Source organism: Streptomyces sp. NPDC001634, from assembly GCF_040298185.1.
Lineage (GTDB): Bacteria > Actinomycetota > Actinomycetes > Streptomycetales > Streptomycetaceae > Streptomyces.
Genome location: NZ_JBEOZU010000052.1, coordinates 1 through 19,877 on the forward strand (window position 1 = coordinate 1; position 19,877 = coordinate 19,877).

Annotated in this window: 23 protein-coding genes and 1 pseudogene; 7 read left to right on the plus strand and 17 right to left on the minus strand. The window is 71.9% G+C overall.

From position 1 onward, the window contains the following. Positions 1-146: 146 nt before the first annotated feature. The 4 genes from ABT186_RS29530 to hisI form a co-directional block, all read right to left on the minus strand. Complete coding sequence (locus tag ABT186_RS29530) at positions 147-383, minus strand: HGxxPAAW family protein (protein ID WP_351235484.1); 237 nt, start codon at positions 381-383, stop codon at positions 147-149. Positions 384-511: 128 nt separating this feature from the next. After that, complete coding sequence (locus ABT186_RS29535; protein WP_351235486.1) at positions 512-1,150, minus strand: TIGR02234 family membrane protein; 639 nt, start codon at positions 1,148-1,150, stop codon at positions 512-514. Positions 1,151-1,205: 55 nt separating this feature from the next. After that, positions 1,206-2,693 (minus strand): anthranilate synthase component I, encoded by a 1,488-nt coding sequence (locus tag ABT186_RS29540; RefSeq protein ID WP_351235488.1) that lies wholly within the window; start codon positions 2,691-2,693, stop codon positions 1,206-1,208. An 11-nt stretch (positions 2,694-2,704) separates the two neighbouring features. Continuing rightward, complete coding sequence (hisI, locus tag ABT186_RS29545) at positions 2,705-3,106, minus strand: phosphoribosyl-AMP cyclohydrolase (RefSeq protein WP_351235490.1); 402 nt, start codon at positions 3,104-3,106, stop codon at positions 2,705-2,707. An 82-nt stretch (positions 3,107-3,188) separates the two neighbouring features. On the opposite strand from hisI, the gene ABT186_RS29550 reads away from it, so the two are divergent. Further along, positions 3,189-3,824 (plus strand): TIGR03085 family metal-binding protein, encoded by a 636-nt coding sequence (locus tag ABT186_RS29550; RefSeq protein WP_351235492.1) that lies wholly within the window; start codon positions 3,189-3,191, stop codon positions 3,822-3,824. 22 nt (positions 3,825-3,846) lie between these two features. Here ABT186_RS29550 and ABT186_RS29555 read toward each other — a convergent pair. From ABT186_RS29555 to hisD, 9 genes and pseudogenes are all read right to left on the minus strand, one after another. Beyond that, positions 3,847-4,162, minus strand: a pseudogene (locus tag ABT186_RS29555) (MFS transporter); the annotation flags it as partial. Positions 4,163-4,182: 20 nt separating this feature from the next. Continuing rightward, positions 4,183-4,938: an imidazole glycerol phosphate synthase subunit HisF gene (gene hisF, locus ABT186_RS29560; protein WP_351235494.1), complete on the minus strand. Its 756-nt coding sequence runs from the start codon at positions 4,936-4,938 to the stop codon at positions 4,183-4,185. Positions 4,939-4,951: 13 nt separating this feature from the next. Beyond that, positions 4,952-5,347, minus strand: coding sequence for a RidA family protein (locus tag ABT186_RS29565; RefSeq protein ID WP_351235496.1), 396 nt, complete (start codon positions 5,345-5,347; stop codon positions 4,952-4,954). Between the two features lie 16 nt (positions 5,348-5,363). After that, positions 5,364-6,086 (minus strand): bifunctional 1-(5-phosphoribosyl)-5-((5-phosphoribosylamino)methylideneamino)imidazole-4-carboxamide isomerase/phosphoribosylanthranilate isomerase PriA, encoded by a 723-nt coding sequence (gene priA / locus ABT186_RS29570; protein ID WP_351235498.1) that lies wholly within the window; start codon positions 6,084-6,086, stop codon positions 5,364-5,366. Between the two features lie 3 nt (positions 6,087-6,089). Continuing rightward, entirely contained in the window at positions 6,090-6,740 is a 651-nt protein-coding gene (hisH, locus tag ABT186_RS29575) for an imidazole glycerol phosphate synthase subunit HisH (protein ID WP_351235500.1), read from the minus strand. Further along, positions 6,737-6,901, minus strand: a complete 165-nt coding sequence (locus ABT186_RS29580; RefSeq protein WP_351235502.1) for a CG2302 family histidine operon protein — start codon at positions 6,899-6,901, stop codon at positions 6,737-6,739. Before ABT186_RS29580 ends, hisH begins: the two co-directional genes overlap by 4 nt. A 4-nt stretch (positions 6,902-6,905) precedes the next feature. Continuing rightward, on the minus strand, positions 6,906-7,508 hold the full coding sequence (hisB, locus tag ABT186_RS29585; protein WP_351235504.1) for an imidazoleglycerol-phosphate dehydratase HisB: 603 nt from the start codon (positions 7,506-7,508) through the stop codon (positions 6,906-6,908). Next, positions 7,505-8,644 carry a histidinol-phosphate transaminase gene (locus ABT186_RS29590; protein ID WP_351235506.1) on the minus strand — a complete coding sequence of 380 codons (1,140 nt, stop codon included), beginning with the start codon at positions 8,642-8,644 and terminating at the stop codon, positions 7,505-7,507. The genes hisB and ABT186_RS29590 overlap by 4 nt, the downstream gene beginning before the upstream one ends. Continuing rightward, on the minus strand, positions 8,641-9,966 hold the full coding sequence (gene hisD / locus ABT186_RS29595) for a histidinol dehydrogenase (RefSeq protein WP_351235508.1): 1,326 nt from the start codon (positions 9,964-9,966) through the stop codon (positions 8,641-8,643). The genes ABT186_RS29590 and hisD overlap by 4 nt, the downstream gene beginning before the upstream one ends. Before the next feature lie 263 nt (positions 9,967-10,229). On the opposite strand from hisD, the gene ABT186_RS29600 reads away from it, so the two are divergent. From ABT186_RS29600 to ABT186_RS48060, 5 genes are all read left to right on the plus strand, one after another. Continuing rightward, positions 10,230-11,810 carry an oxidoreductase gene (locus ABT186_RS29600; protein ID WP_351235510.1) on the plus strand — a complete coding sequence of 527 codons (1,581 nt, stop codon included), beginning with the start codon at positions 10,230-10,232 and terminating at the stop codon, positions 11,808-11,810. 152 nt (positions 11,811-11,962) lie between these two features. Continuing rightward, positions 11,963-13,000: a hypothetical protein gene (locus tag ABT186_RS29605; RefSeq protein WP_351235512.1), complete on the plus strand. Its 1,038-nt coding sequence runs from the start codon at positions 11,963-11,965 to the stop codon at positions 12,998-13,000. 11 nt (positions 13,001-13,011) lie between these two features. After that, positions 13,012-13,752, plus strand: coding sequence for an LON peptidase substrate-binding domain-containing protein (locus ABT186_RS29610; RefSeq protein ID WP_351235514.1), 741 nt, complete (start codon positions 13,012-13,014; stop codon positions 13,750-13,752). 27 nt (positions 13,753-13,779) lie between these two features. Next, positions 13,780-14,280 carry a Cys-tRNA(Pro) deacylase gene (ybaK, locus tag ABT186_RS29615; RefSeq protein ID WP_351927626.1) on the plus strand — a complete coding sequence of 167 codons (501 nt, stop codon included), beginning with the start codon at positions 13,780-13,782 and terminating at the stop codon, positions 14,278-14,280. 39 nt (positions 14,281-14,319) lie between these two features. Next, positions 14,320-14,394, plus strand: coding sequence for a hypothetical protein (locus ABT186_RS48060; RefSeq protein WP_465269763.1), 75 nt, complete (start codon positions 14,320-14,322; stop codon positions 14,392-14,394). A gap of 1,073 nt (positions 14,395-15,467) precedes the next feature. Here ABT186_RS48060 and ABT186_RS29620 read toward each other — a convergent pair. The 4 genes from ABT186_RS29620 to ABT186_RS29635 all read right to left on the minus strand — a co-directional run bounded on the left by ABT186_RS29620 (position 15,468) and on the right by ABT186_RS29635 (position 19,387). Continuing rightward, entirely contained in the window at positions 15,468-16,157 is a 690-nt protein-coding gene (locus ABT186_RS29620) for an AAA family ATPase (RefSeq protein ID WP_351927628.1), read from the minus strand. Positions 16,158-16,191: 34 nt separating this feature from the next. Next, positions 16,192-17,010 carry an ABC transporter permease gene (locus ABT186_RS29625; protein WP_351237586.1) on the minus strand — a complete coding sequence of 273 codons (819 nt, stop codon included), beginning with the start codon at positions 17,008-17,010 and terminating at the stop codon, positions 16,192-16,194. A gap of 91 nt (positions 17,011-17,101) precedes the next feature. Continuing rightward, entirely contained in the window at positions 17,102-18,073 is a 972-nt protein-coding gene (locus ABT186_RS29630; RefSeq protein WP_351237592.1) for an ABC transporter ATP-binding protein, read from the minus strand. Between the two features lie 99 nt (positions 18,074-18,172). Beyond that, complete coding sequence (locus ABT186_RS29635; RefSeq protein WP_351237588.1) at positions 18,173-19,387, minus strand: NYN domain-containing protein; 1,215 nt, start codon at positions 19,385-19,387, stop codon at positions 18,173-18,175. A gap of 223 nt (positions 19,388-19,610) precedes the next feature. Here ABT186_RS29635 and ABT186_RS29640 point away from each other — a divergent pair, with 223 nt between their 5' ends. After that, positions 19,611-19,790, plus strand: coding sequence for a hypothetical protein (locus tag ABT186_RS29640; protein WP_351237590.1), 180 nt, complete (start codon positions 19,611-19,613; stop codon positions 19,788-19,790). Positions 19,791-19,877 lie beyond the last annotated feature (87 nt).

Sequence of the window (19,877 nt, forward strand, 5' to 3'; positions counted from 1 at the left end):
GGTTCGGGCGCAGGCGGGGGTGTCCGCCTTTAACCCCACCATATCTGCCCCCCGGGCGCCGGCCGCGCCCACGGGTCCCGTAAACGGGGGGGGCGGCCCCGGCACTTCGCTGCCCGGGGCCGCCCCCCTGTGAAGCTGCGGCAGGCTCAGCTGTCCGCGCCCGCGGTCTGCTGCAGCGGCTCCCCCGCCGACTTCGGCTGGCCGAGGCCCATCTGACGCATGACGCCGCCGACGACGCCACCGAGGGCGATGATCACCATGCCCGCCCAGAAGCCGACCGGCTGGGCCATCACGGTGAAGGCGCCCGCGACGCAGAAACCGATGAAGGCGATGGTGACACCGGTCCAGGCGGCCGGGGTGTGACCGTGGCTGCTGCCCGCCATGACTTGCTCCTCGTTAGCTGTAAGTGCGTGGGTGAGCCGGAAGCTCGGCGCCCATTGTCCCGCACGCGTGCGTATGACGTGAGCGCGGGGTCGCTCGAAGTGAGCGCGGCGTCGCGTGTGGGGGGTGGTCAGGCTCCCGTGGGGTCCTCACCACGGTCGAGGGCCTTCCACAGGTCCTCGGGGCGGTCCGGGTCGACGGGCTTCGCCTTGCGCGGCCGGGGCGTGCCGTCGCGCTCGTAGCGGCCGGACATCGCGGGCCACAGCCGGCCGTAGCGCAGCGCCAGCAGTCCGGCGAGGAGGATCAGCGCGCCGCCCAGGGCCGCGACGTACGGCCAGGCGGTGTGCGTGAGCGAGACGGCGGTCGCGGAGGTGTCTCCGGCCGCCTGGGCCGCCTTCTCGTCAAGTGCCGAGCTGTCGGTGGCGCCGAGGAGCGCCGCAGCGACAGTGCCCGCGCCGGAGAGCGCGAGCAGTCCGGAGACGAGGAGGCGCCCGCTCCTGCGGACGGCGAAGACGGCGACGAGCGCGGCGAGGCCCACTATCGCAAGGGCCGCGGGCACGCCGGTGACCTCGCTGCCCTTGGCGGTCAGCGGGAAGTCACCGCCTGCCACGGTGACGGTCCCCGCCGACCAGCCCTGCCGGGAGGAGAGCAGTGCCACGGCCGCGCCGACCGCCCCGCACAGCAGGGCGAGCGCGAGGCTGCGGCGGCCTGACCGGACGGGGGCGGCGGCCTCGGATCGGGGGTGAGGTACGGCAGTCACGTACTCCACTATCGCCCGAACCCCGGGCGATCCGTCACCCGGGGCCCCTTTTCGGCTCGGTGGCTCAGCGGCCCAGCCGGTTGGCCGTGTGGACCGCGCGCAGGACGGCAGCCGCCTTGTTGCGGCACTCGTTGTCCTCGGCGACCGGGTCGGAGTCGGCGACGATACCGGCGCCCGCCTGGACGTACGCCGTGCCGTCCCGCAGGAGGGCCGTGCGGATGGCGATGGCCGTGTCCGAGTCGCCCGCGAAGTCGAGGTAGCCGACGCAGCCGCCGTACAACCCGCGCCGGGACGGCTCGAGTTCGTCGATGATCTGCATGGCGCGGGGCTTGGGGGCGCCGGAGAGCGTGCCCGCGGGGAAGCAGGCGGTCAGGACGTCGAAGGCCGTACGGCCCGCGGCGACCCGGCCCGTCACGGTCGAGACGATGTGCATCACATGCGAGTACCGCTCGATGGACATGAAGTCGACGACCTCGACCGAGCCGGGCTCGCAGACCCGTCCCAGGTCGTTGCGGCCCAGGTCGACGAGCATCAGATGCTCGGCGCGCTCCTTGGGGTCGGCGAGCAGTTCCTCGGCGAGGGCCTGGTCCTCCTGCGGGGTGGCGCCGCGGTGCCGGGTGCCCGCGATGGGGTGGACCATCGCCTGCCCGTCCTCGACCTTGACCAGCGCTTCCGGGCTGGAGCCGACGACGTCGAAGCCGTCGAAGCGGAACAGGTACATGTACGGGGACGGGTTGGTGGCCCGCAGCACCCGGTAGACGTCCAACGCGCTTGCCGTGCACGGCGTTTCGAAGCGCTGCGACGGGACGACCTGGAAGGCCTCGCCCGCGCGGATGCGCTCCTTGATGTCCTCGACGGCTTCCTGGAAGTCGGGGCCGCCCCACAGCGCGGTGTACTCGGGGAGTTCGGAGGGCGGGAGGTGCGCCGGGGGCTGGGCGACCGGGCGGGAGAGGTCCGCCTCCATGGCGTCCAGACGGGCCACCGCGTCCGCGTACGCCTCGTCGACGCCCGTGTCGAGGTCGTTGTGGTTGATCGCGTTGGCGATCAGCAGGACCGAGCCCTCCCAGTGATCCATCACGGCGAGGTCGCTGGTGAGGAGCATGGTCAGTTCGGGGAGCCGCAGGTCGTCCCGCTCCCCCGGGCCGATCTTCTCCAGGCGGCGCACGATGTCGTAGCCCAGATAGCCGACCATGCCTCCGGTGAAGGGCGGCAGACCGTCCTGGTGGGGGGTGTGCAGGGCCTCGATGGTGGCCCGGAGCGCGGCCAGCGGGTCGCCGTCGACCGGGACGCCGACGGGCGGGGCGCCCAGCCAGTGGGCCTGGCCGTCCTTCTCGGTGAGGGTGGCGGCGCTGCGGACGCCCACGAAGGAGTAACGAGACCATTGATACGCCGTCCGTCCGTTCTCCGCGGACTCCAGCAGGAAGGTGCCGGGGCGCTCCGCGGCGAGTTTGCGGTAGAGCGCGACCGGGGTGTCGCCGTCGGCGAGGAGCTTGCGCGTGACCGGGATGACGCGGCGGTCGGTGGCCAGCTTGCGGAACGTCTCGAGATCCATGGCGGCTGACCTTACTGATCCGCGGACGGTACGCCGGAATCGGCGTCCTTGAGCAGCACGTCGGCGTCGAAGCACGTCCGGTCGCCGGTGTGGCAGGCGGCGCCCACCTGGTCGACCTTGACCAGCAGGGTGTCGGCGTCGCAGTCGAGGGCGACCGACTTCACCCACTGGAAGTGACCGGAGGTGTCGCCCTTCACCCAGTACTCCCGGCGGCTGCGGGACCAGTATGTGCACCGGCCGGTCGTCAGGGTGCGGTGCAGCGCCTCGTCGTCCATCCAGCCGAGCATCAGCACCTCGCCGGTGTCGTACTGCTGGGCGATCGCGGGGAGCAGCCCGTCGGCGCTGCGCTTGAGGCGCGCCGCGATCTCGGGGTCCAGGCCGCTGGGCGTGCTGGGCGGAGGCGTGCTGGTCATGCCGACCATTGTGCCGCGCCGCACCGGCATCCCCGGCCGCCGTCCAGTGGGCGGACCGTCCCCCCGGTCGTAGGCTGACTGCATGTCGACCCATGCGAAGCGTGAACGACTTCTTCTCGCCGACCTGTTGGAGGCCACGGGCCCGGACGCACCCACGCTGTGCGAGGGCTGGAACACCCGTGACCTCGCCGCGCACGTGGTGGTGCGCGAGCGCCGCCCGGACGCCGCCGGGGGCATCCTGATCAAGCAGCTGGCGCCACGCCTGGAGAAGGTGATGGCGGAGTTCACCGAGAAACCGTACGAGGAGCTGATCCAGCTGATCCGTACGGGCCCGCCGCGGTTCTCGCCCTTCCAGCTGAAGCAGATCGACGAGATGTCGAACACCGTCGAGTTCTATGTCCACACCGAGGACGTACGCCGGGCGCAGCCCGACTGGACGCCGCGCGAGCTGGACCCGGTCTTCCAGGACGCGCTGTGGTCGCGGCTGGAGCGCACGGCCCGGCTGACCGGTCGCAGCGCGCCTACGGGCCTGGTGCTGCGCCGCCCCGACGGGCAGACAGCGGTCGCGCACCGGGGCACACCGGTGGTGACGGTGACGGGCGAGCCCTCGGAGCTGCTGATGTTCGCGATGGGGCGGCAGCGGGTGGCGGACGTGGAACTGGAGGGCGAGAAGGACGCCGTAGCGAAGATGCAGGAGGCGAAGCAGCTGGGGATCTGAGCCGCGTCCGCCGCCGTGCGGGTCAGCGGGGGAGTTCGGCGCGGCGCAGGACGCGGACGCAGAGGACGAGGACCCCGCCGAGCCCGCAGACCACTGCGCTGACGACGAACACCGGGCCGGTGCCCCAGGCTCCGACGGCGGCGGCGGACAGCGGCATGCTCAGCGGGGCCGGGCCGAGGCTGACCAGGCCCGCGACTGCGGACGCGCGGCCCAGGTGGGCGGGGTCGGCCTGGGTCTGCAGCAGAGCGCCGGACAGCGGCCCCGCCGAGCCCGGCCGGCAGCCCGACGAGCAGGGCGGCGCCGACGGCCGCAACGACGCCGGGAACCTTGGCGAGGGCGGCTCAAGCCGAGTGCGGCGTCACCGCACCGGGTGCCCCGCCTCCCGCAGCGTCTCCTTCACCTCGCCGATCCGCAGGTCACCGAAGTGGAACACGGACGCCGCCAGCACCGCGTCAGCGCCCGCGGCGATCGCCGGCGGGAAGTCGGCCAGCTTGCCCGCGCCGCCGGACGCGATGACGGGGACGGTCACGTGCTTGCGTACGGCCGCGATCATCTCCAGGTCGTAGCCGTCCTTCGTGCCGTCCGCGTCCATCGAGTTGAGCAGGATCTCGCCCGCGCCCAGCTCGGCGGCGCGGTGCGCCCACTCGACCGCGTCGATGCCGGTGCCGCGCCGGCCGCCGTGGGTCGTCACCTCGAAGCCCCCGGCCGGAGTCCGGCGCGCGTCCACCGAGAGGACCAGGACCTGCCGGCCGAAGCGCTCCGCGATCTCCCGGATCAGGTCCGGACGGGCGATCGCGGCCGTGTTGACGCCCACCTTGTCGGCGCCCGCCCGCAGCAGCTTGTCCACGTCCTCGGCCGTACGGACGCCCCCGCCGACCGTCAGCGGGATGAACACCTGCTCGGCGGTGCGGCGCACCACGTCGTACGTCGTCTCGCGGTCGCCCGAGGACGCGGTGATGTCCAGGAACGTCAGCTCGTCGGCGCCCTCGGCGTCGTACACCTTCGCCATTTCGACGGGGTCGCCCGCGTCACGCAGGTTCTGGAAGTTGACGCCCTTGACGACCCGGCCGTTGTCCACGTCCAGGCAGGGGATGACTCGGACCGCCAGGGTCATGAAGCCGGCTCCTTCAATGTCCTCTGAATGCTTCTATTTCCACTTCGACCAGGATGCGCGGGTCGACGAAGCCCTCCACGACCAGCAGGGTCGCGACCGGGCGCACGGCGTCGAAGATCTCCTTGTGGGCCCGGCCCACCTCGTCGACGTCGCGCAGATGGGTCAGGTACATCCGGGTCCGGAGCACCGACTCGGGGCCGAGCCCGAACTCGGCGATGGCCTCGAGAGCGCTGGTGAACGCCACCTTCGCCTGCTCGTACGGGTCGCCCTCGCCGTACAGCACACGGCCCCGGAAGGATGTCGTCCCGGCCACCAGCACACGGTCGCCCACCGCGACGGCGCGTGCGAAACCGAAGGACTCTTCCCAAGGACTTCCACTCTGCACGCGCCGTACGGCCTCGGACGTCATGACACTGCATCCCTTTTCAAGATGTGGCCTCCAGTGCTTCTTCCAGGGTGAACGCCTTCGCGTACAGGGCCTTCCCGACGATCGCGCCCTCGACACCGAGGGGTACCAGTTCGGCGATGGCGCGGAGGTCGTCCAGGGACGACACGCCGCCGGACGCCACGACCGGACGGTCCGTGGCCGCGCAGACGTTCTTCAGCAGCTCCAGGTTCGGGCCCTGGAGCGTGCCGTCCTTCGCGATGTCGGTGACGACGTACCGCGCGCAGCCCTCCTTGTCGAGGCGCTCCAGCGTCTCGTAGAGGTCGCCGCCGTCGCGGGTCCAGCCGCGGCCGCGCAGGGTCGTGCCGCGGACGTCGAGACCGACCGCGATCTTGTCGCCGTGCTCGGCGATGACCCTGGCGACCCACTCCGGGGTCTCCAGGGCCGCCGTGCCGAGGTTCACGCGCGTGCAGCCGGTGGCCAGGGCGGCGGCCAGGGTGTCGTCGTCGCGGATGCCACCGGACAGCTCCACCTTGATGTCCATCGCCTTCGTGACCTCGGCGATCAGCGCGCGGTTGTCGCCGGTACCGAACGCGGCGTCCAGGTCGACCAGGTGCAGCCACTCGGCGCCCGACCGCTGCCAGGCCAGGGCGGCCTCCAGCGGGGAGCCGTACGAGGTCTCCGTGCCGGACTCGCCGTGCACGAGGCGGACGGCCTGGCCGTCGCGGACGTCGACGGCGGGGAGGAGTTCGAGCTTGGCCATGGTCTACAGGATTCCGATCCAGTTGGTGAGCAGCTGCGCTCCGGCGTCGCCGGACTTCTCGGGGTGGAACTGTGTGGCCCACAGGGCGCCGTTCTCGACGGCCGCCACGAAGGGCTTGCCGTGCGTCGACCAGGTCACCTTCGGGGCGTGCAGCCTTGAGCTGAGCGTCTCCATGGTCCAGTCATGCACGGCGTAGGAGTGCACGAAGTAGAAGCGCGCGTCCGCGTCCAGACCGGCGAACAGCTCCGAGTCGGCCGGTGCCTCGACGGTGTTCCAGCCCATGTGGGGCACGATGTCGGCCTGGAGCGGCTCGACCGAGCCGGGCCACTCGTCGAGACCCTCGGTCTCCACACCGTGCTCGATGCCGCGTGCGAAAAGGATCTGCATGCCGACGCAGATGCCCATCACCGGACGGCCACCGGCGAGACGACGGCCGATGATCCAGTCGCCACGCGCTTCCTTCAGGCCCTGCATACAGGCGGCGAAGGCACCGACACCCGGCACCAGCAGGCCGTCCGCGTTCATGGCCTCGTCGTAGTCACGGGTGATCTCGACGTCGGCTCCCGCGCGTGCGAGGGCGCGCTCGGCGGAGCGGACGTTGCCGAAACCGTAGTCGAAGACGACTACCTTTCGCTTTTTGACCGGGTTGCTCAATTCCACACCTCCAGCCGGAGGATGCCCGCGACGAGGCACATCGCCGCGCCGATCGAGAGCAGCACGATGAGGCTCTTCGGCATCTGCTGCTTGACGAAGGAGATGATTCCGCCGACAAGGAAGAGGCCGACGACGATGAGGACGGTCGAGAGGCCGTTCATGGCTCTACAGCGCACCCTTCGTGGACGGGAGGATGCCGGCGGCCCGCGGGTCGCGCTCGCTGGCGTAGCGCAGCGCCCGTGCGAGCGCCTTGAACTGGCACTCCACGATGTGGTGGGCGTTGCGCCCGTACGGTACGTGCACGTGCAGCGCGATCTGGGCCTGGGCGACGAAGGACTCCAGTATGTGCCGGGTCATCGTGGTGTCGTACTCGCCGATCATCGGCGCCATGTTCTCGGGCTCGGTGTGCACGAGGTACGGGCGGCCGGACAGGTCGACGGTCACCTGGGCGAGGGACTCGTCCAGGGGGACCGTGCAGTTCCCGAAGCGGTAGATCCCCACCTTGTCGCCCAGCGCCTGCTTGAACGCGGCACCGAGTGCGAGGGCGGTGTCCTCGATGGTGTGGTGGGAGTCGATGTGCAGGTCACCGTCGGTCTTCACGGTCAGGTCGAACAGACCGTGCCGGCCGAGTTGGTCGAGCATGTGGTCGTAGAAGCCGACGCCGGTCGCGATGTCGGTCCTCCCGGTGCCGTCGAGGTCGATCTCGACGAGGACCGAGGTCTCCTTGGTCGTCCGCTCGATTCTTCCGAGGCGTCCCTCGCGAGTCATGCGCTCTGCTCCTTCGGGGGAGTGGGGGTGTCCCCCACAAAGCTCAGTAGTTCACGTACCGCGTCGAGGAACGCGTCGTTCTCCTCCGGGGTTCCTGCGGTGACCCGCAGCCACCCCGGTACACCGTTGTCCCGGACCAGGACACCCCGGTCGAGGATCTTCTGCCACGCCTCGTGGGCGTCGGCGAACCGCCCGAACTGCACGAAGTTCGCGTCGGACGCGGTGACCTCGTAGCCGATCGCGCGCAGTTCGGTGACCAGCCGGTCCCGCTCGGACTTCAGCTGCTCGACGTACTTCAGCAGCGTGTCGGTGTGCTCCAGGGCGGCCAGGGCGGTCGCCTGGGTGACCGCCGACAGGTGGTACGGCAGCCGTACGAGCTGGACGGCGTCCACGACGGCCGGATGCGCGGCCAGATAGCCGAGGCGGAGACCGGCGGCTCCGAACGCCTTCGACATCGTCCGCGAAACAACGAGATTCGGCCGACCTTCGAGCAGCGGCAGCAGCGAGTCGCCGTGGCTGAACTCGATGTACGCCTCGTCGACGACGACCATCGACGGCTTCGCCGCCTGTGCGGCCTCGTACAGCGCGAGGACCGTCTCGGGAGGAACCGCGTTGCCCGTGGGGTTGTTGGGGGTGGTGATGAAGACGACGTCCGGCCGGTGCTCGGCGATCGCCTTCCGGGCGGCGTCGAGGTCGACCGTGAAGTCCTCGTTGCGGGGGCCCGTGACCCAGCCGGTGCCCGTGCCGCGCGCGATGAGCGCGTGCATCGAGTACGACGGCTCGAAGCCGATCGCCGTACGGCCCGGTCCGCCGAAGGTCTGCAGAAGCTGCTGGATGACCTCGTTGGAGCCGTTGGCCGCCCAGACGTTCCCCGTGGCCACCTCGTACTTGCTGGATTTCGTCAGGTACTCGGCCAGCCTGGTGCGCAGCTCGACCGCGTCGCGGTCCGGGTAGCGGTTGAGGTCACGGGCGGCCTCGCGCACGCGCTCGGCGATCCGTTCGACCAGCGGCTCGGGCAGCGGGTACGGGTTCTCGTTCGTGTTCAGCCGTACGGGGACGTCCAGCTGGGGCGCGCCGTAGGGGGACTTGCCGCGCAGTTCGTCCCGTACGGGAAGATCGTCGATTCCGAAGCTCACTTGCTCGTCGGTACCTTCCACCCGAATCTTGCCTTGACCGCCGCGCCATGGGCCGGCAGGTCCTCCGCCTCCGCCAGCGTCACCACGTGGTGCGCGACCTCGGCCAGCGCGTCCCTCGTGTAGTCGACGATGTGGATGCCGCGCAGGAAGGACTGGACGGACAGGCCCGAGGAGTGGCATGCGCAGCCGCCGGTCGGGAGCACGTGGTTGGAGCCGGCCGCGTAGTCGCCGAGCGAGACCGGCGCCCAGGGGCCGACGAAGATCGCGCCGGCGTTGCGCACCCGGCCGGCGACCGCCGCGGCGTCCGCCGTCTGGATCTCCAGGTGCTCTGCGCCGTACGCGTCGACCACCCGGAGCCCCTCGTCGATGCCGTCCACGAGCACGATCGCGGACTGCTTGCCCTTCAGGGCCGGGACGATCCGGTCCTCGATGTGCCTGGTGGCCGCGACCTGTGGCTCCAGCTCCTTCTCCACCGCGTCGGCCAGCTCGACGGAGTCGGTGACCAGCACCGCGGCCGCCAGCGGGTCGTGCTCGGCCTGACTGATCAGGTCCGCGGCCACGTGCACCGGGTCGGCGGTTCCGTCCGCGAGGATCGCGATCTCGGTGGGGCCGGCCTCGGTGTCGATGCCGATCTTGCCGGTGAAGTAGCGCTTGGCGGCGGCGACCCAGATGTTGCCGGGGCCGGTGACCATATTGGCGGGCGGGCAGGACTCGGTGCCGTACGCGAACATCGCGACCGCGGTCGCGCCGCCCGCCGCGTACACCTCGTCGACGCCGAGCAGGGCGCACGCGGCGAGGATCGTCGGGTGCGGCAGGCCGTCGAACTCCGCCTGGGGCGGGGAGGCGAGGGCGATCGACTCGACACCGGCCTCCTGCGCGGGCACGACGTTCATGACCACGGAGGAGGGGTAGACGGACCGGCCGCCGGGCGCGTACAGACCGACGCGCTGCACGGGCAGCCACTTCTCGGTCACCGAACCGCCCGGCACGACCTGGGTGGTGTGCGCGGTGCGGCGCTGCTCGCGGTGGACGAGGCGGGCGCGGCGGATGGACTCCTCCAGGGCCGCGCGCACGGCCGGATCGAGCTGTTCCAGTGCCTTGTCGATCGCCTCGGCAGGCACCCGTACGGACGCAAGCCGTACACCGTCGAACTTCTCCGCGAAGTCGATCAGCGCCGCGTCGCCCCGATGATGCACGGCTTCACAGATCGGACGCACCTTCTCGAGGGCGGCCTGAACGTCGAAGTCGGCTCGGGGCAGCAGGTCACGCAGGGCGGGACCCTCGGGGAGGGCGTCGCCACGCAGATCGATTCGGGAGATCACGGGGCCAATTCTCTCAGACGGCGACGACCGGCCGGATGGTTGTATCAGTGACTGATACGGAGCGTGGGCGGGTGGACGGGTTCCGTGGCGGGGCAGCGGCAGGGTGGCCGGTTCATGCGGTTCGCGCGGCGCAGCCGTTGGCTGGATCCGGTGGCTGATACCAGACCCGGAAGATCACCTTCACCAGTAGCGTTCGGGTCGTCACACAGCGGGCATGAACGGTTGTACTAAACCCGCGAGTAGTTGGGGAGGAAGGAAGAACCGTGACCGAGGGTGCCGGCATCCGCGCCGGGGACCTGCCGGACGATCTGACCGCCGCCGAGGCCGGGATGTGGCAGGCCTTCCGCAACGGCAGCGTGTACGACCTGCGCAGCGGGGACGCCGCCGTGGACGATCCGCACGGCGGCCACCCCTGGGGGCCCGAGCGCAGCGTGCGGGCGCGGATAGTGGCGTGGCTGCTCCTGGACGGGCCGCACGCTCTGCCGGGGCGCGTCTCCTCGCTGAAGCTGACCGGCGTGCTGATCAGGGACACCCTGGATCTCGCGGGCGGCACGATCGTGCCGTACATGGAGCTGAAGGGCTGCCGGTTCGAGAAGGAGATCCTGCTGCCCGAGGCCCACTTCACGACCGTACGGCTGGTGGACTGCGCGGTGCCCCGCCTGGAGGCGGCCCGGGTGCGCACGGAGGGCGATCTGCATCTGCCGCGCTGCCGGTTCCAGGGCGGAGTACGGCTCACCGACGCACACATCGGCACCGACCTGCTGCTCAACCAGGCCATCGTCTACCGGGACCGCCGGGGCCGCTCGATCACCGCGGACGGGATGACGGTCGGGCAGGACCTGCAGGCGGAGATGCTGGAGTCGCACGGCGAGCTGAGCCTGCGCGGCGCCAAGGTCGGCGTCTCGCTGAGCCTGCGCGGCGCGCAGCTGAACAACCCGTACACCCGGCTGGCGCTGAACGCCCCCCAGCTGACGGTCGAGCGGACGCTGTACCTGACCCCTGCGGGCGTCGGCAATCCGCTGCTGACCAGTGGCACCACACCCGCGCGCGGGACGCGGATCCAGCGGTTCGAGTGCCGGGGCGGGATCCGGCTGGACGACGGGCGGTTCGGGGACGCGGTCGACCTGGAGGGGGCCCGGTTCGTCCTCGACGACGACCAGGGGCTGTCGCTGCTCCGGGTCCAGACGCCCGAGCTGCGCTTCCTGGGCGAGCGGCCCGAGCGCGGCAAGGTGACCCTCTCGGGCGCGCGGATCGTGAACCTGGTCGACCGGTGGGCGAGCTGGCCGAGCCCCGGCAATCTGCACATGGGCGGGTTCACCTACGAGAACCTCGTCCCGCAGGACGCCTTCCCGCTCGCCCGGCGTCTGGAGTGGGTGGCGGCGGCGACCGCCGAGTACAACCCGGAGCCCTACGAGCGGCTCGCGGCGGTGCTCCGCGGCTCCGGGGAGGACGAGGACGCGCGCGAGGTGCTGCTCGCCAAGCAGCGGCGGCGCCGCGAGACCCTGCCGCTCGCGGCCAAGCTGTGGGGGTACGCACAGGACTGGACCGTCGCCTACGGGTACCGGCCCGGCCGGGCGGCGGTGTGGATGGCGGTGCTGTGGGCGGCGTCGGCGATCGCGTTCTCGCACGCGAGCCATCCACCGGTCAACAAGGACGCGCACCCGCCGTGGAACCCTTCCCTGTTCGCCCTGGACCTGCTGCTGCCGGTCATCGACCTCGGCCAGCAGGGCCAGTGGCAGCTGAGCGGGGGCTGGCAGTGGGTGCAGGCGGTGGTGATCCTGCTGGGCTGGATCCTGGCGACGACGGTCGCGGCGGGGGCGACGAGGTTGCTGCGGCGCAGCTGATCCCCGCTTCCCAAGTGGTTGGCGCATAGGCGCCCAACAGCTACAAAACAGTCACATTTTACCCACTCTTGACTATTGAGCATACAACCAAATATGGGTTACGTTTTCGTGCTGGCGCCGCCCCGACCTGCGGCTTTTCAATGGTCGACACCATGTCACTGCTGCGCGCCTTCCTCCGTACGGCACGGATGGTTCGTCACTCCTCCTGCCTCGCCGACGGGCTGCCCGCGGACGACGAGGTCCTGCTCGACGCGCCCGACGAGCGCCTGGCGCCCGCACTGGTCGCGGCCGGCCGCGGCGACCACGGCCCGGCGGCCAAGCTGCTCGCGACCACACGGGAGGCCGCCGAGTGGGAGGACCGCGACCGGTACGTGCGGAGGCTCGCCGCCTTCGCGCGCTCGCGGGACGAGTGGTTCACACACTGGTGCGCCACCGCCCCGCACGATCCCGACGCGCTGCTGGTCAAGGCGGAGTTGGCGGTGACCCGCTGCTGGGAGTCCCCGGCCCGCACCGAACTCCTGCGCCAGGTCGGCCCGTTGATCACGGCGGCGGCCGAGGGCGAACCCCGCGACCCGGTGCCGTGGCGGGTGGCGCTCGACCACGCGCGCGGCACCAACGCGGGCCACACCCGGTTCGAGCGGCTGTGGGGCGAGGCGGTGCGCCGTTCCCCGCACCACTACGGCTGCCATGTCGCGGCCCTCAAGTACCTCTCGGGTTCCTGGTACGGATCGCACAACGAGTGCTTCGACTTCGCCGAGACCGCCGCACAGGACACGCTGCCCGGCTCTCTGGTGCAGGCGCTGCCGGTGCGCGCGGCCTTCGCGTATCTGACGGAGGGCGGCGGGGCCGCCGTGGGCCGCGTCCGGCTGGAGGCGGCGGCGGACCGGGCGATCTCCCTGTCGTCCCAGTACGCGTCCGCCGATCCGTGGCCCGCCGAGGTCCGCAACCTCCTGACCTACGTCCTGGTCGGACTGGAGCGCTGGGAGGACGCGTTGACACAACTGCGCATGATCGGCCCGTACGCCACGTCCTTCCCCTGGGACCGGATCTCCGACGACCCGCTGGGCCGGTTCCTGGAACTGCGGAACAGTGTTCGCATGGAGGTGGCGTCGGCGAGACCCCTCCATTCGGCACGGCCTCTTCTCCCACGAAGTGAGCACGCCGGACACGCGCCCTCCCGCGACCATTAGGCTTTCCCGTCGTGACCACCGTCCGGCTCCCCCTCTTCCCGCTGAACTCGGTACTGTTCCCGGGGCTCGTGCTCCCGCTGAACGTCTTCGAGGAGCGCTATCGCGCCCTGATGCGCGACCTGCTGAAGACCCCCGAGGACGAACCGCGCCGCTTCGCCGTCGTCGCCATCCGCGACGGCCACGAGGTGGCGCCGAGCGCGCCGGGCATGCCGGATCCGACGGCGCTGCCCGCGCGCGGGCCCGCCGCGGGCTTCGGCCCCGACCCGGCCAAGGCGTTCCACTCGGTGGGCTGCATCGCGGACGCGGCGACGATCCGGGAGCGGGCCGACGGCACCTTCGAGGTGCTGGCGACGGGCACGACCCGTGTGCGGGTGCTCTCCGTGGACACGTCGGGTGCGTATCTGACGGCCGAGCTGGAGGAACTGCCGGAGGAGCAGGGCGACGAGGCGGGCGCGCTCGCCGAGGGGGTGCTGCGCGCCTTTCGGCAGTACCAGAAGCGGCTGGCGGGCGCCCGGGAGAGGTCCCTGTCGACGGGCGCGGAACTGCCGGACGAACCGGCCGTGGTGTCGTACCTGGTGGCGGCCGCGGTGATGCTGGACACGCCGACGAAACAGCGGCTGCTCCAGGCGCCGGACACGGCCTCCCGCCTCCGCGACGAGCTGAAACTGCTTCGCACGGAGACGGCGATCATCCGTAATCTGCCGTCGTTGCCGGCGTCGGACCTGACGCGGGGCCCGACGAGTCTGAACTGAAGCGCGACGTTCGAGGAACAGGCCGGGATGGCGAAGAAGACGAAGAAGCAGCAGGCGGGCGGCACCCCGGCGACGGTGGCGCTTACGGCGGCCGGGGTGGAGTTCACGGTCCACTCCTACGACCACGATCCGTCGCACCCCTCCTACGGCGAGGAGGCCGCCGAGGCGATGGGGGTGTCCCCCGACCGGGTCTTCAAGACGCTGGTGGCGGACGTGGACGGCGCGCTGGTGGTCGGGGTGGTCCCGGTGGCGGGCTCACTGGATCTGAAGGCCCTGGCGACGGCGGTGGGCGGCAAGCGGGCGGCGATGGCGGACCCGGCTCTCGCCGAACGCACCACGGGGTACGTGCGCGGCGGCATCTCCCCCCTGGGCCAGCGCAAGCGGCTCCGCACGGTCCTGGACGAGTCGGCGTCGTCCCACACCACGATCTGTGTCTCGGCGGGCCGCCGGGGCCTGGAGGTGGAAGTGTCCCCCGAGGACCTGGCGAAACTCACGGAAGCGACGCTCGCGCCCATCGGCCGGGCCTGAGCACTCGACGAACGGCCCGTCCTCGGCTAGTACGGAAATATGTCGAAGAGGACACGCAAGCGCAAATGGCGCATGAAGAAGGGCCACGCGAACCACGGCCACCGTCCGGCGTAACCACGCCCTGCAACCACGGCCTGGGGGCTGCCCGCCCCCAGGCCCCCGCTTCGGCCTTGACGGCCTCGTCCTCAAACGCCGGACGGACTGGATCTTCCAGCCCGTCCGGCGTTGCCAATGAGCCCCGACCGGGGGAAACCAGCCCCTCCGGCGTTTGTGGAGCGGGGTCCGGGGGCGGGCCCCCTGAACGGGGTCCGAGGCGGAGCCCCAGCGGGGTGCAGGGGCGGAGCCCTGGGAGGGGTGCAGGGGACCAGTCCCTGTGGGGCACAGGGGGCGGAACCTCAGCGGGGTGCAGGGGCGGAGCCCTGGGAGGGGTGCAGGGGACCAGTCCCTGTGGGGCACAGGGGGCGGAACCTCAGCGGGGTGCAGGGGCAGAGCCCCGGAAGGGGTGCAGGGACACAGTCCCCACAGGGGCCAGTGGCGGAGCCCCGGAAGGGGGGTGCAGGGGACGCAGACCCCGTCAGGATCCAGGGGACGCAGCCCCAGCGGGGCCAGGGGGCAGAGCCCCGGGAGGCGTGCAGGGGACGCAGACCTCACAGGGGCCCAGGGGCAGAGCCCCGCAAGGGGCACAGGGGACGCAGACCCCGTCAGGATCCAAGGGACGCAGCCCCAGCGAGGCCAGGGGGCAGAGCCCCGGGAGGCGTGCAGGGGACGCAGACCCAGCGGGGCCAGGGGGCAGAGCCCCGGGAGGCGTGCAGGGGACGCAGACCCAGCGGGGCCAGGGGGCAGAGCCCCGGGAGGCGTGCAGGGGACGCAGACCTCACAGGGGCCCAGGGGCAGAGCCCCGGGCGGGGTGCAGGGGACGCAGACCCCGCCAGGATCCAGGGGACGCAGCCCCAGTGGGGGTCCAGGGGACGGAGCCCCGGGAGGGGTCGAGGGGCGGAGCCCCAGCGGGGTCAGGGGCGGAGCCCCGGAAGGGGCGCAGGGGACGCAGTCCCCGCCAGGGGCGCAGGGGACGGAGCCCCAGCAGGGTGCAGGGGCGGAGCCCCGGGAGGGGGCGAAGGGGCGGAGCCCCTGGGGAAGGGGCGGTGGGGGCGAGAAACCCTCGGCGCGCGCCCCCGCGGGCCCGCGCCCTACACGGCCGGCGGCGCAGCCGACCCGTACGGTGCCGCGTACGGATCCGGATCCCGCGGCCCGAACAGCGCCGTCAACCCCAGGTGCACCACCAGCGCGGCCACCGACCAGGCCAGCAACGCCCCCTTCGCCCCGAGCTTCAGCGGCGCGGAGAACGTCACTCCCTTGCCCACGGCCTTGGCATGCGCGATCACGTTCTGCGGGGGCCCCAGCCAGACCCCCACCCGCCACGCGAGCAGCGACCCGAGCAGCCCGCCCACGGCGAGCGCCACCACCAGCGGCACCCCGCCGCGCTTCCGCACCAGGAAGGCCACCAGCGCACTGACCACGCCGAACCCGAGCGCGAGCAGGGTGAACGTCCCGTCCACCCCGATGGCCTGCTCCCCCTCGGTGTCCTTCAGATAGACGACCCAGCTCTTGTCGACCACGTCCCCCACCAGCGGCACATGCGGCGCCAGCCAGGACCACAGCACCCCGAGCAGCACCCCGGCGAGCGCGACGGCCACCGTGATCACGGCGGCCTCCCGCACCTCGGTCTTCATCCCGGGCCCGTCCTCCCCGTACAGGGCGGTGGCCCCGTGCGGAGCGGGCCCGGCTCCCGGAGGGGCGGACACGGCTTGCCACGCGTCGTGCGAAGAGTGCGGGGACTGTTCATGCGGCGGCGGAGGCGGAGTCAACGGAGCGGTCACCTTCACATCCTGCCAGTCGTGTCCGTCGGCCGCGTCACCGGACGGCCGCCCGGCGGTAGGCCCAGGTCGCCATGGCCAGCGAGGCAACCCCGACGGCGGCGCACACACCCAGGTCACCGAGGACGAGCGCCCAGTCCGGATGCCCGCCGAAAGTCCGCGCGAACGCCTCGACCCCGTACGTGGACGGCAGCAGATCCCGGACGATCTGCACGGCCTCCGGCATCCGGTGGGCCGGCAGCACCCCCAGCAGCAGTGCCGCCGACATACCCAACTGCCCGAGCAGCGTGGCGAGTTCGGGCCGCGGTGCGAGCAGTCCGAGCGCGGCGCCGAGCCCGGAGAGCGCGGCCCCGGCGAGCGGGATCACCGCCACCAGCACCCACAGGTGGGCGAGCGGCAGCCCGAACAGCACGCACCCGAAGACGGCGGTCACCACGGTCCCCGGCACGGTGAAGGACGCATACGCCCCTGCCGCCCCCAGCACCACCGCGGCGGCCGGCACCGGCAGCGTCGCGTAGTGGTCGAGCCCGCCGCTGCCGCGCAGCTGACCGAAGTACTGGGCCAGCAGGTTCAGCCCGACGTAGGCGACCACCAGCACGGACGCGCCGGCGACCACGGACCGCGCGTCGGCGCCGCCGTCCACGACCCCGCGCATCATGACCATGATCCCGATCGACTGGAACGTCGCCACGAACAGCAGCGGAATCCGCGCGACCCGCCCCCGGGACAGCTGCGCCCGGTACACGGCGGCGAGCGACGGCCACAGCCGGGCCCGCGGCCCGAGGGCGGCCTCGTCCTCGAAGCCGCCGTCCGCCGCCCGGGCGCCGGGCAGAACCTCGACGGGTACGACACTCACGTCGCGCTGCTCCTCTTCGCTCCTGCCGCCGCGCCGTCCCCCGCGGACACGGCGCTTCTTGCGCTCCATACGGACACGACGATCCGCGCGCTCATGCCCTCACCAGCCCCTGGGTACTGCCACCGAGCGCCAGATAGACGTCCTCCAGGCTCGGCGTGGCGAGTGTGAAGTCGTCGAGGGCGGCGAAGGCGGCGCCCCCGGTGACGGTGGCGACGGCGGCGCGCGCCTCCTCGGGAGCCATCCGCAGCGACCAGCGGCGCCCGGACTCGACGGCGCGGGCGCGCAGCGCCGCGACCTCGGGCACCTCCAGCGGCGCATGCTCGCGCCACACGAGTTCGACGCGCACCTCGCCCGCGACCTGCTCCTTGAGTCCGGCCGGGGTGTCGCAGGCGATGACGCGGCCCCGGTCGAGGACGGCGACCCGGTCCAGGACGGTCTCCGCCTCGATGACGTTGTGGGTGACCAGCAGTACGGTCGTCCCGCGCTCGGCCCGCCGACGGTCCACGGCGGCCCACACGGCCCGCCGGGCGACGGGGTCCATGCCGGTGGTCGGCTCGTCGAGCACGAGCAGCGGCCGCTCCCCCACGAGCGCGGCGGCGAAGCAGGCGAGGCGGCGCTGGCCGCCGGAGAGCTTCTTGAGCGGGCGGGAGGCGATCGGAGTGAGCCCGAGCTCGTCGAGGGCGGCGTCCCTCTCCTGGCGCGCCTGACGCAGTTCGAGCCCGCGCAGCCGTCCGGTCGTCTCCGCGGCGAGGGCGACGGTCAGTTCGTCGAGGGCGGTGGACTCCTGACCGAGGTAGGCGAGGACCCGGGCGGCGCGCTCGGGACGGCGCACGATGTCGTGGCCGAGGATCTCGACGCTGCCGTGGTCGGGCCGCATCAGGCCGGTCAGTTGCCGTACGAGGGTGGACTTGCCGGCGCCGTTCGGCCCGAGCAGCCCGAAGATCTCCCCGCGCCGGATGTCCAGGTGGACGTCATCGGTGGCCCGCACCTCGGGCGTCCCGGGCGCGCCCCGCCGGCCCCGTACCGCCGGATAGGTCTTGGTCAGCCCGCGCACGGCGCACACGACATCGCGGTCCTGCGGTGTTGCCTGTGCGGTGCGCGTACTCACAAAGAACGAGGGTACGGGGTGCCGCGCGGTACCGAACCACCCGGCCCCGTCGGCTTACTCCCCCGCGGGCGCGTGCTCGGTCGCCGTGCGCTGATCGATCTCCCGCCAGAACCCCGCCCGGATCGCATACCGGTCGTGCTCGTCGATCTGGTCGTCCTTGTGCGCGAGCAGCCCGAACCGGGCCGCGTAGCGCAGCAGTTCACCGTCGATGCGGTGCGGCACCCGCGGATACATGGTCGACAGCTTCTGCAGATGCGCCTGGTCGGCGAGCCGTTCGATCCACCGCCGCGCGAACACCTGCCCCACCTCGTAGGGATCGCCACCGACGGTGGTGATGTCCTCCTCCCGGTCGGCCCACCGCTGCTCCGCGGTCGTCAGCTGCGCCAGCGTCGGCAGCGAGGCGGCCTCCGCCGACTCGGCGGCGACGGGCCGATCCACCCAGCCCTTGTCGGACGACCACCGCAGCGTCGCCCCGGCGGGCTGCTGCACGGCCTGTGTCCCGGGCGCCCGCAGCGCCGCGAGGTCCTTCGGCGTGGGTACGCCCTTGGAGGCCGGTCCCCGCTCCTGGGTGCCGTTCTGCGTCGCGGCGGCCGAGACGTGCTCCGGTTCCGCGGCGGGCCGGTCCGTCGCGGCCGTGAGCGCCGATTCGGGCAGCGGCGCCGACAGGATCGCGGCGATCTCCGGCCGCGGCGCCGGCGGGGGCGCACACACACCGCCCAGCTCCTTGGCCCGTACGGCCTTGGTGATCCACGCCCGGTCGAGCACCCGCCGCTCGTCGGCCTCGGCCACCAGGTCCTCGGACTGGTTGTAGTCGCCGTCCGCGGCCTGCACGGCCCACAGGTGTACGGCGACCCCGTGCTCCTTCGCGGCCATCATGCCCGGCAGCAGGTCCCCGTCGCCGGTGACGAGCACGACGTCCGAGCAGGCGCGGTTGCGGGCCAGCTCGGTCAGTTCGGCGTGCATCGCCGCGTCGACGCCCTTCTGCGCCCATCGCCCGTCACTGCGGGTCAGCGCGCCGAGGCGCACGGTCACCCGGGGCATCACACGCAGCCTGCGGTGCTCGGGCTGCGGGACGCGGTCGGGGGCGCCGTCGAACCAGTAGATGCGCAGCAGCGGCCGTTCCGTATCCGACTCGGCGCGTTCGCGCAGCCCCTGGATGAGGGCGGCGTGGTCGACGGTGATCCGGGACCTGGAGGGCTCCCCGGCGAGCAGGCTGGCGGCAGCCCCGAGCAGATACCCGGCGTCCACCAGGACGATGCAGCGGTCCACGCGATCCACCCTCTTTCCGGGAGGTTTGCTTCGGGCTTGCTTCGAGTCTGCCCGACCGCAGGGAGGTTAACGGCCCGAACTCGATCTTCGGCGTGGCGGATCGCAGTATTGCCCCCTACTGCCGTTATCACACACGGTAATTACCCGATATGCGTTCTTTGTCAGCCTATGTGAATCTGGTTCCGGCCCTGGCCCCTAGATCCCCCACAGGAGGCAGATCACCATGGCCAAGAACAAGAACCGCAAGCAGTCCGGCCCGCAGAACCGCTCCTCGCAGACCGAGCAGGCTCAGGAGCACGCGCAGAGGCCCACGGCGGAGGCGCACCAGTCTGCGACGACGCAGGCCCAGGGCAGCCCCACGGATGTTTCCCGTAAGAAGCAGAAGAGCTTCGGCCACAACTGAGGCCCGCACCAAGGCTCCTGAAGCCGGACGCGGCGGTTGAAGCCAAGGTATGCACAGAGGGGCGCACCCCGTCAGGGGTGCGCCCCT

Coding starts and splice junctions, on each gene's coding strand:
- ABT186_RS29580 (WP_351235502.1), bottom strand. CDS start 6,901: ATGAACGGCCTCTCGACCGTCCTCATCGTCGTCGGCCTCTTCCTTGTC.
- hisB (WP_351235504.1), bottom strand. CDS start 7,508: ATGACTCGCGAGGGACGCCTCGGAAGAATCGAGCGGACGACCAAGGAG.
- ybaK (WP_351927626.1), top strand. CDS start 13,780: ATGGCGAAGAAGACGAAGAAGCAGCAGGCGGGCGGCACCCCGGCGACG.
- ABT186_RS29640 (WP_351237590.1), top strand. CDS start 19,611: ATGGCCAAGAACAAGAACCGCAAGCAGTCCGGCCCGCAGAACCGCTCC.
- ABT186_RS29540 (WP_351235488.1), bottom strand. CDS start 2,693: ATGGATCTCGAGACGTTCCGCAAGCTGGCCACCGACCGCCGCGTCATC.
- hisF (WP_351235494.1), bottom strand. CDS start 4,938: ATGACCCTGGCGGTCCGAGTCATCCCCTGCCTGGACGTGGACAACGGC.
- ABT186_RS29550 (WP_351235492.1), top strand. CDS start 3,189: ATGTCGACCCATGCGAAGCGTGAACGACTTCTTCTCGCCGACCTGTTG.
- priA (WP_351235498.1), bottom strand. CDS start 6,086: ATGGCCAAGCTCGAACTCCTCCCCGCCGTCGACGTCCGCGACGGCCAG.
- ABT186_RS29605 (WP_351235512.1), top strand. CDS start 11,963: ATGTCACTGCTGCGCGCCTTCCTCCGTACGGCACGGATGGTTCGTCAC.
- ABT186_RS29565 (WP_351235496.1), bottom strand. CDS start 5,347: ATGACGTCCGAGGCCGTACGGCGCGTGCAGAGTGGAAGTCCTTGGGAA.
- ABT186_RS29530 (WP_351235484.1), bottom strand. CDS start 383: ATGGCGGGCAGCAGCCACGGTCACACCCCGGCCGCCTGGACCGGTGTC.
- hisI (WP_351235490.1), bottom strand. CDS start 3,106: ATGACCAGCACGCCTCCGCCCAGCACGCCCAGCGGCCTGGACCCCGAG.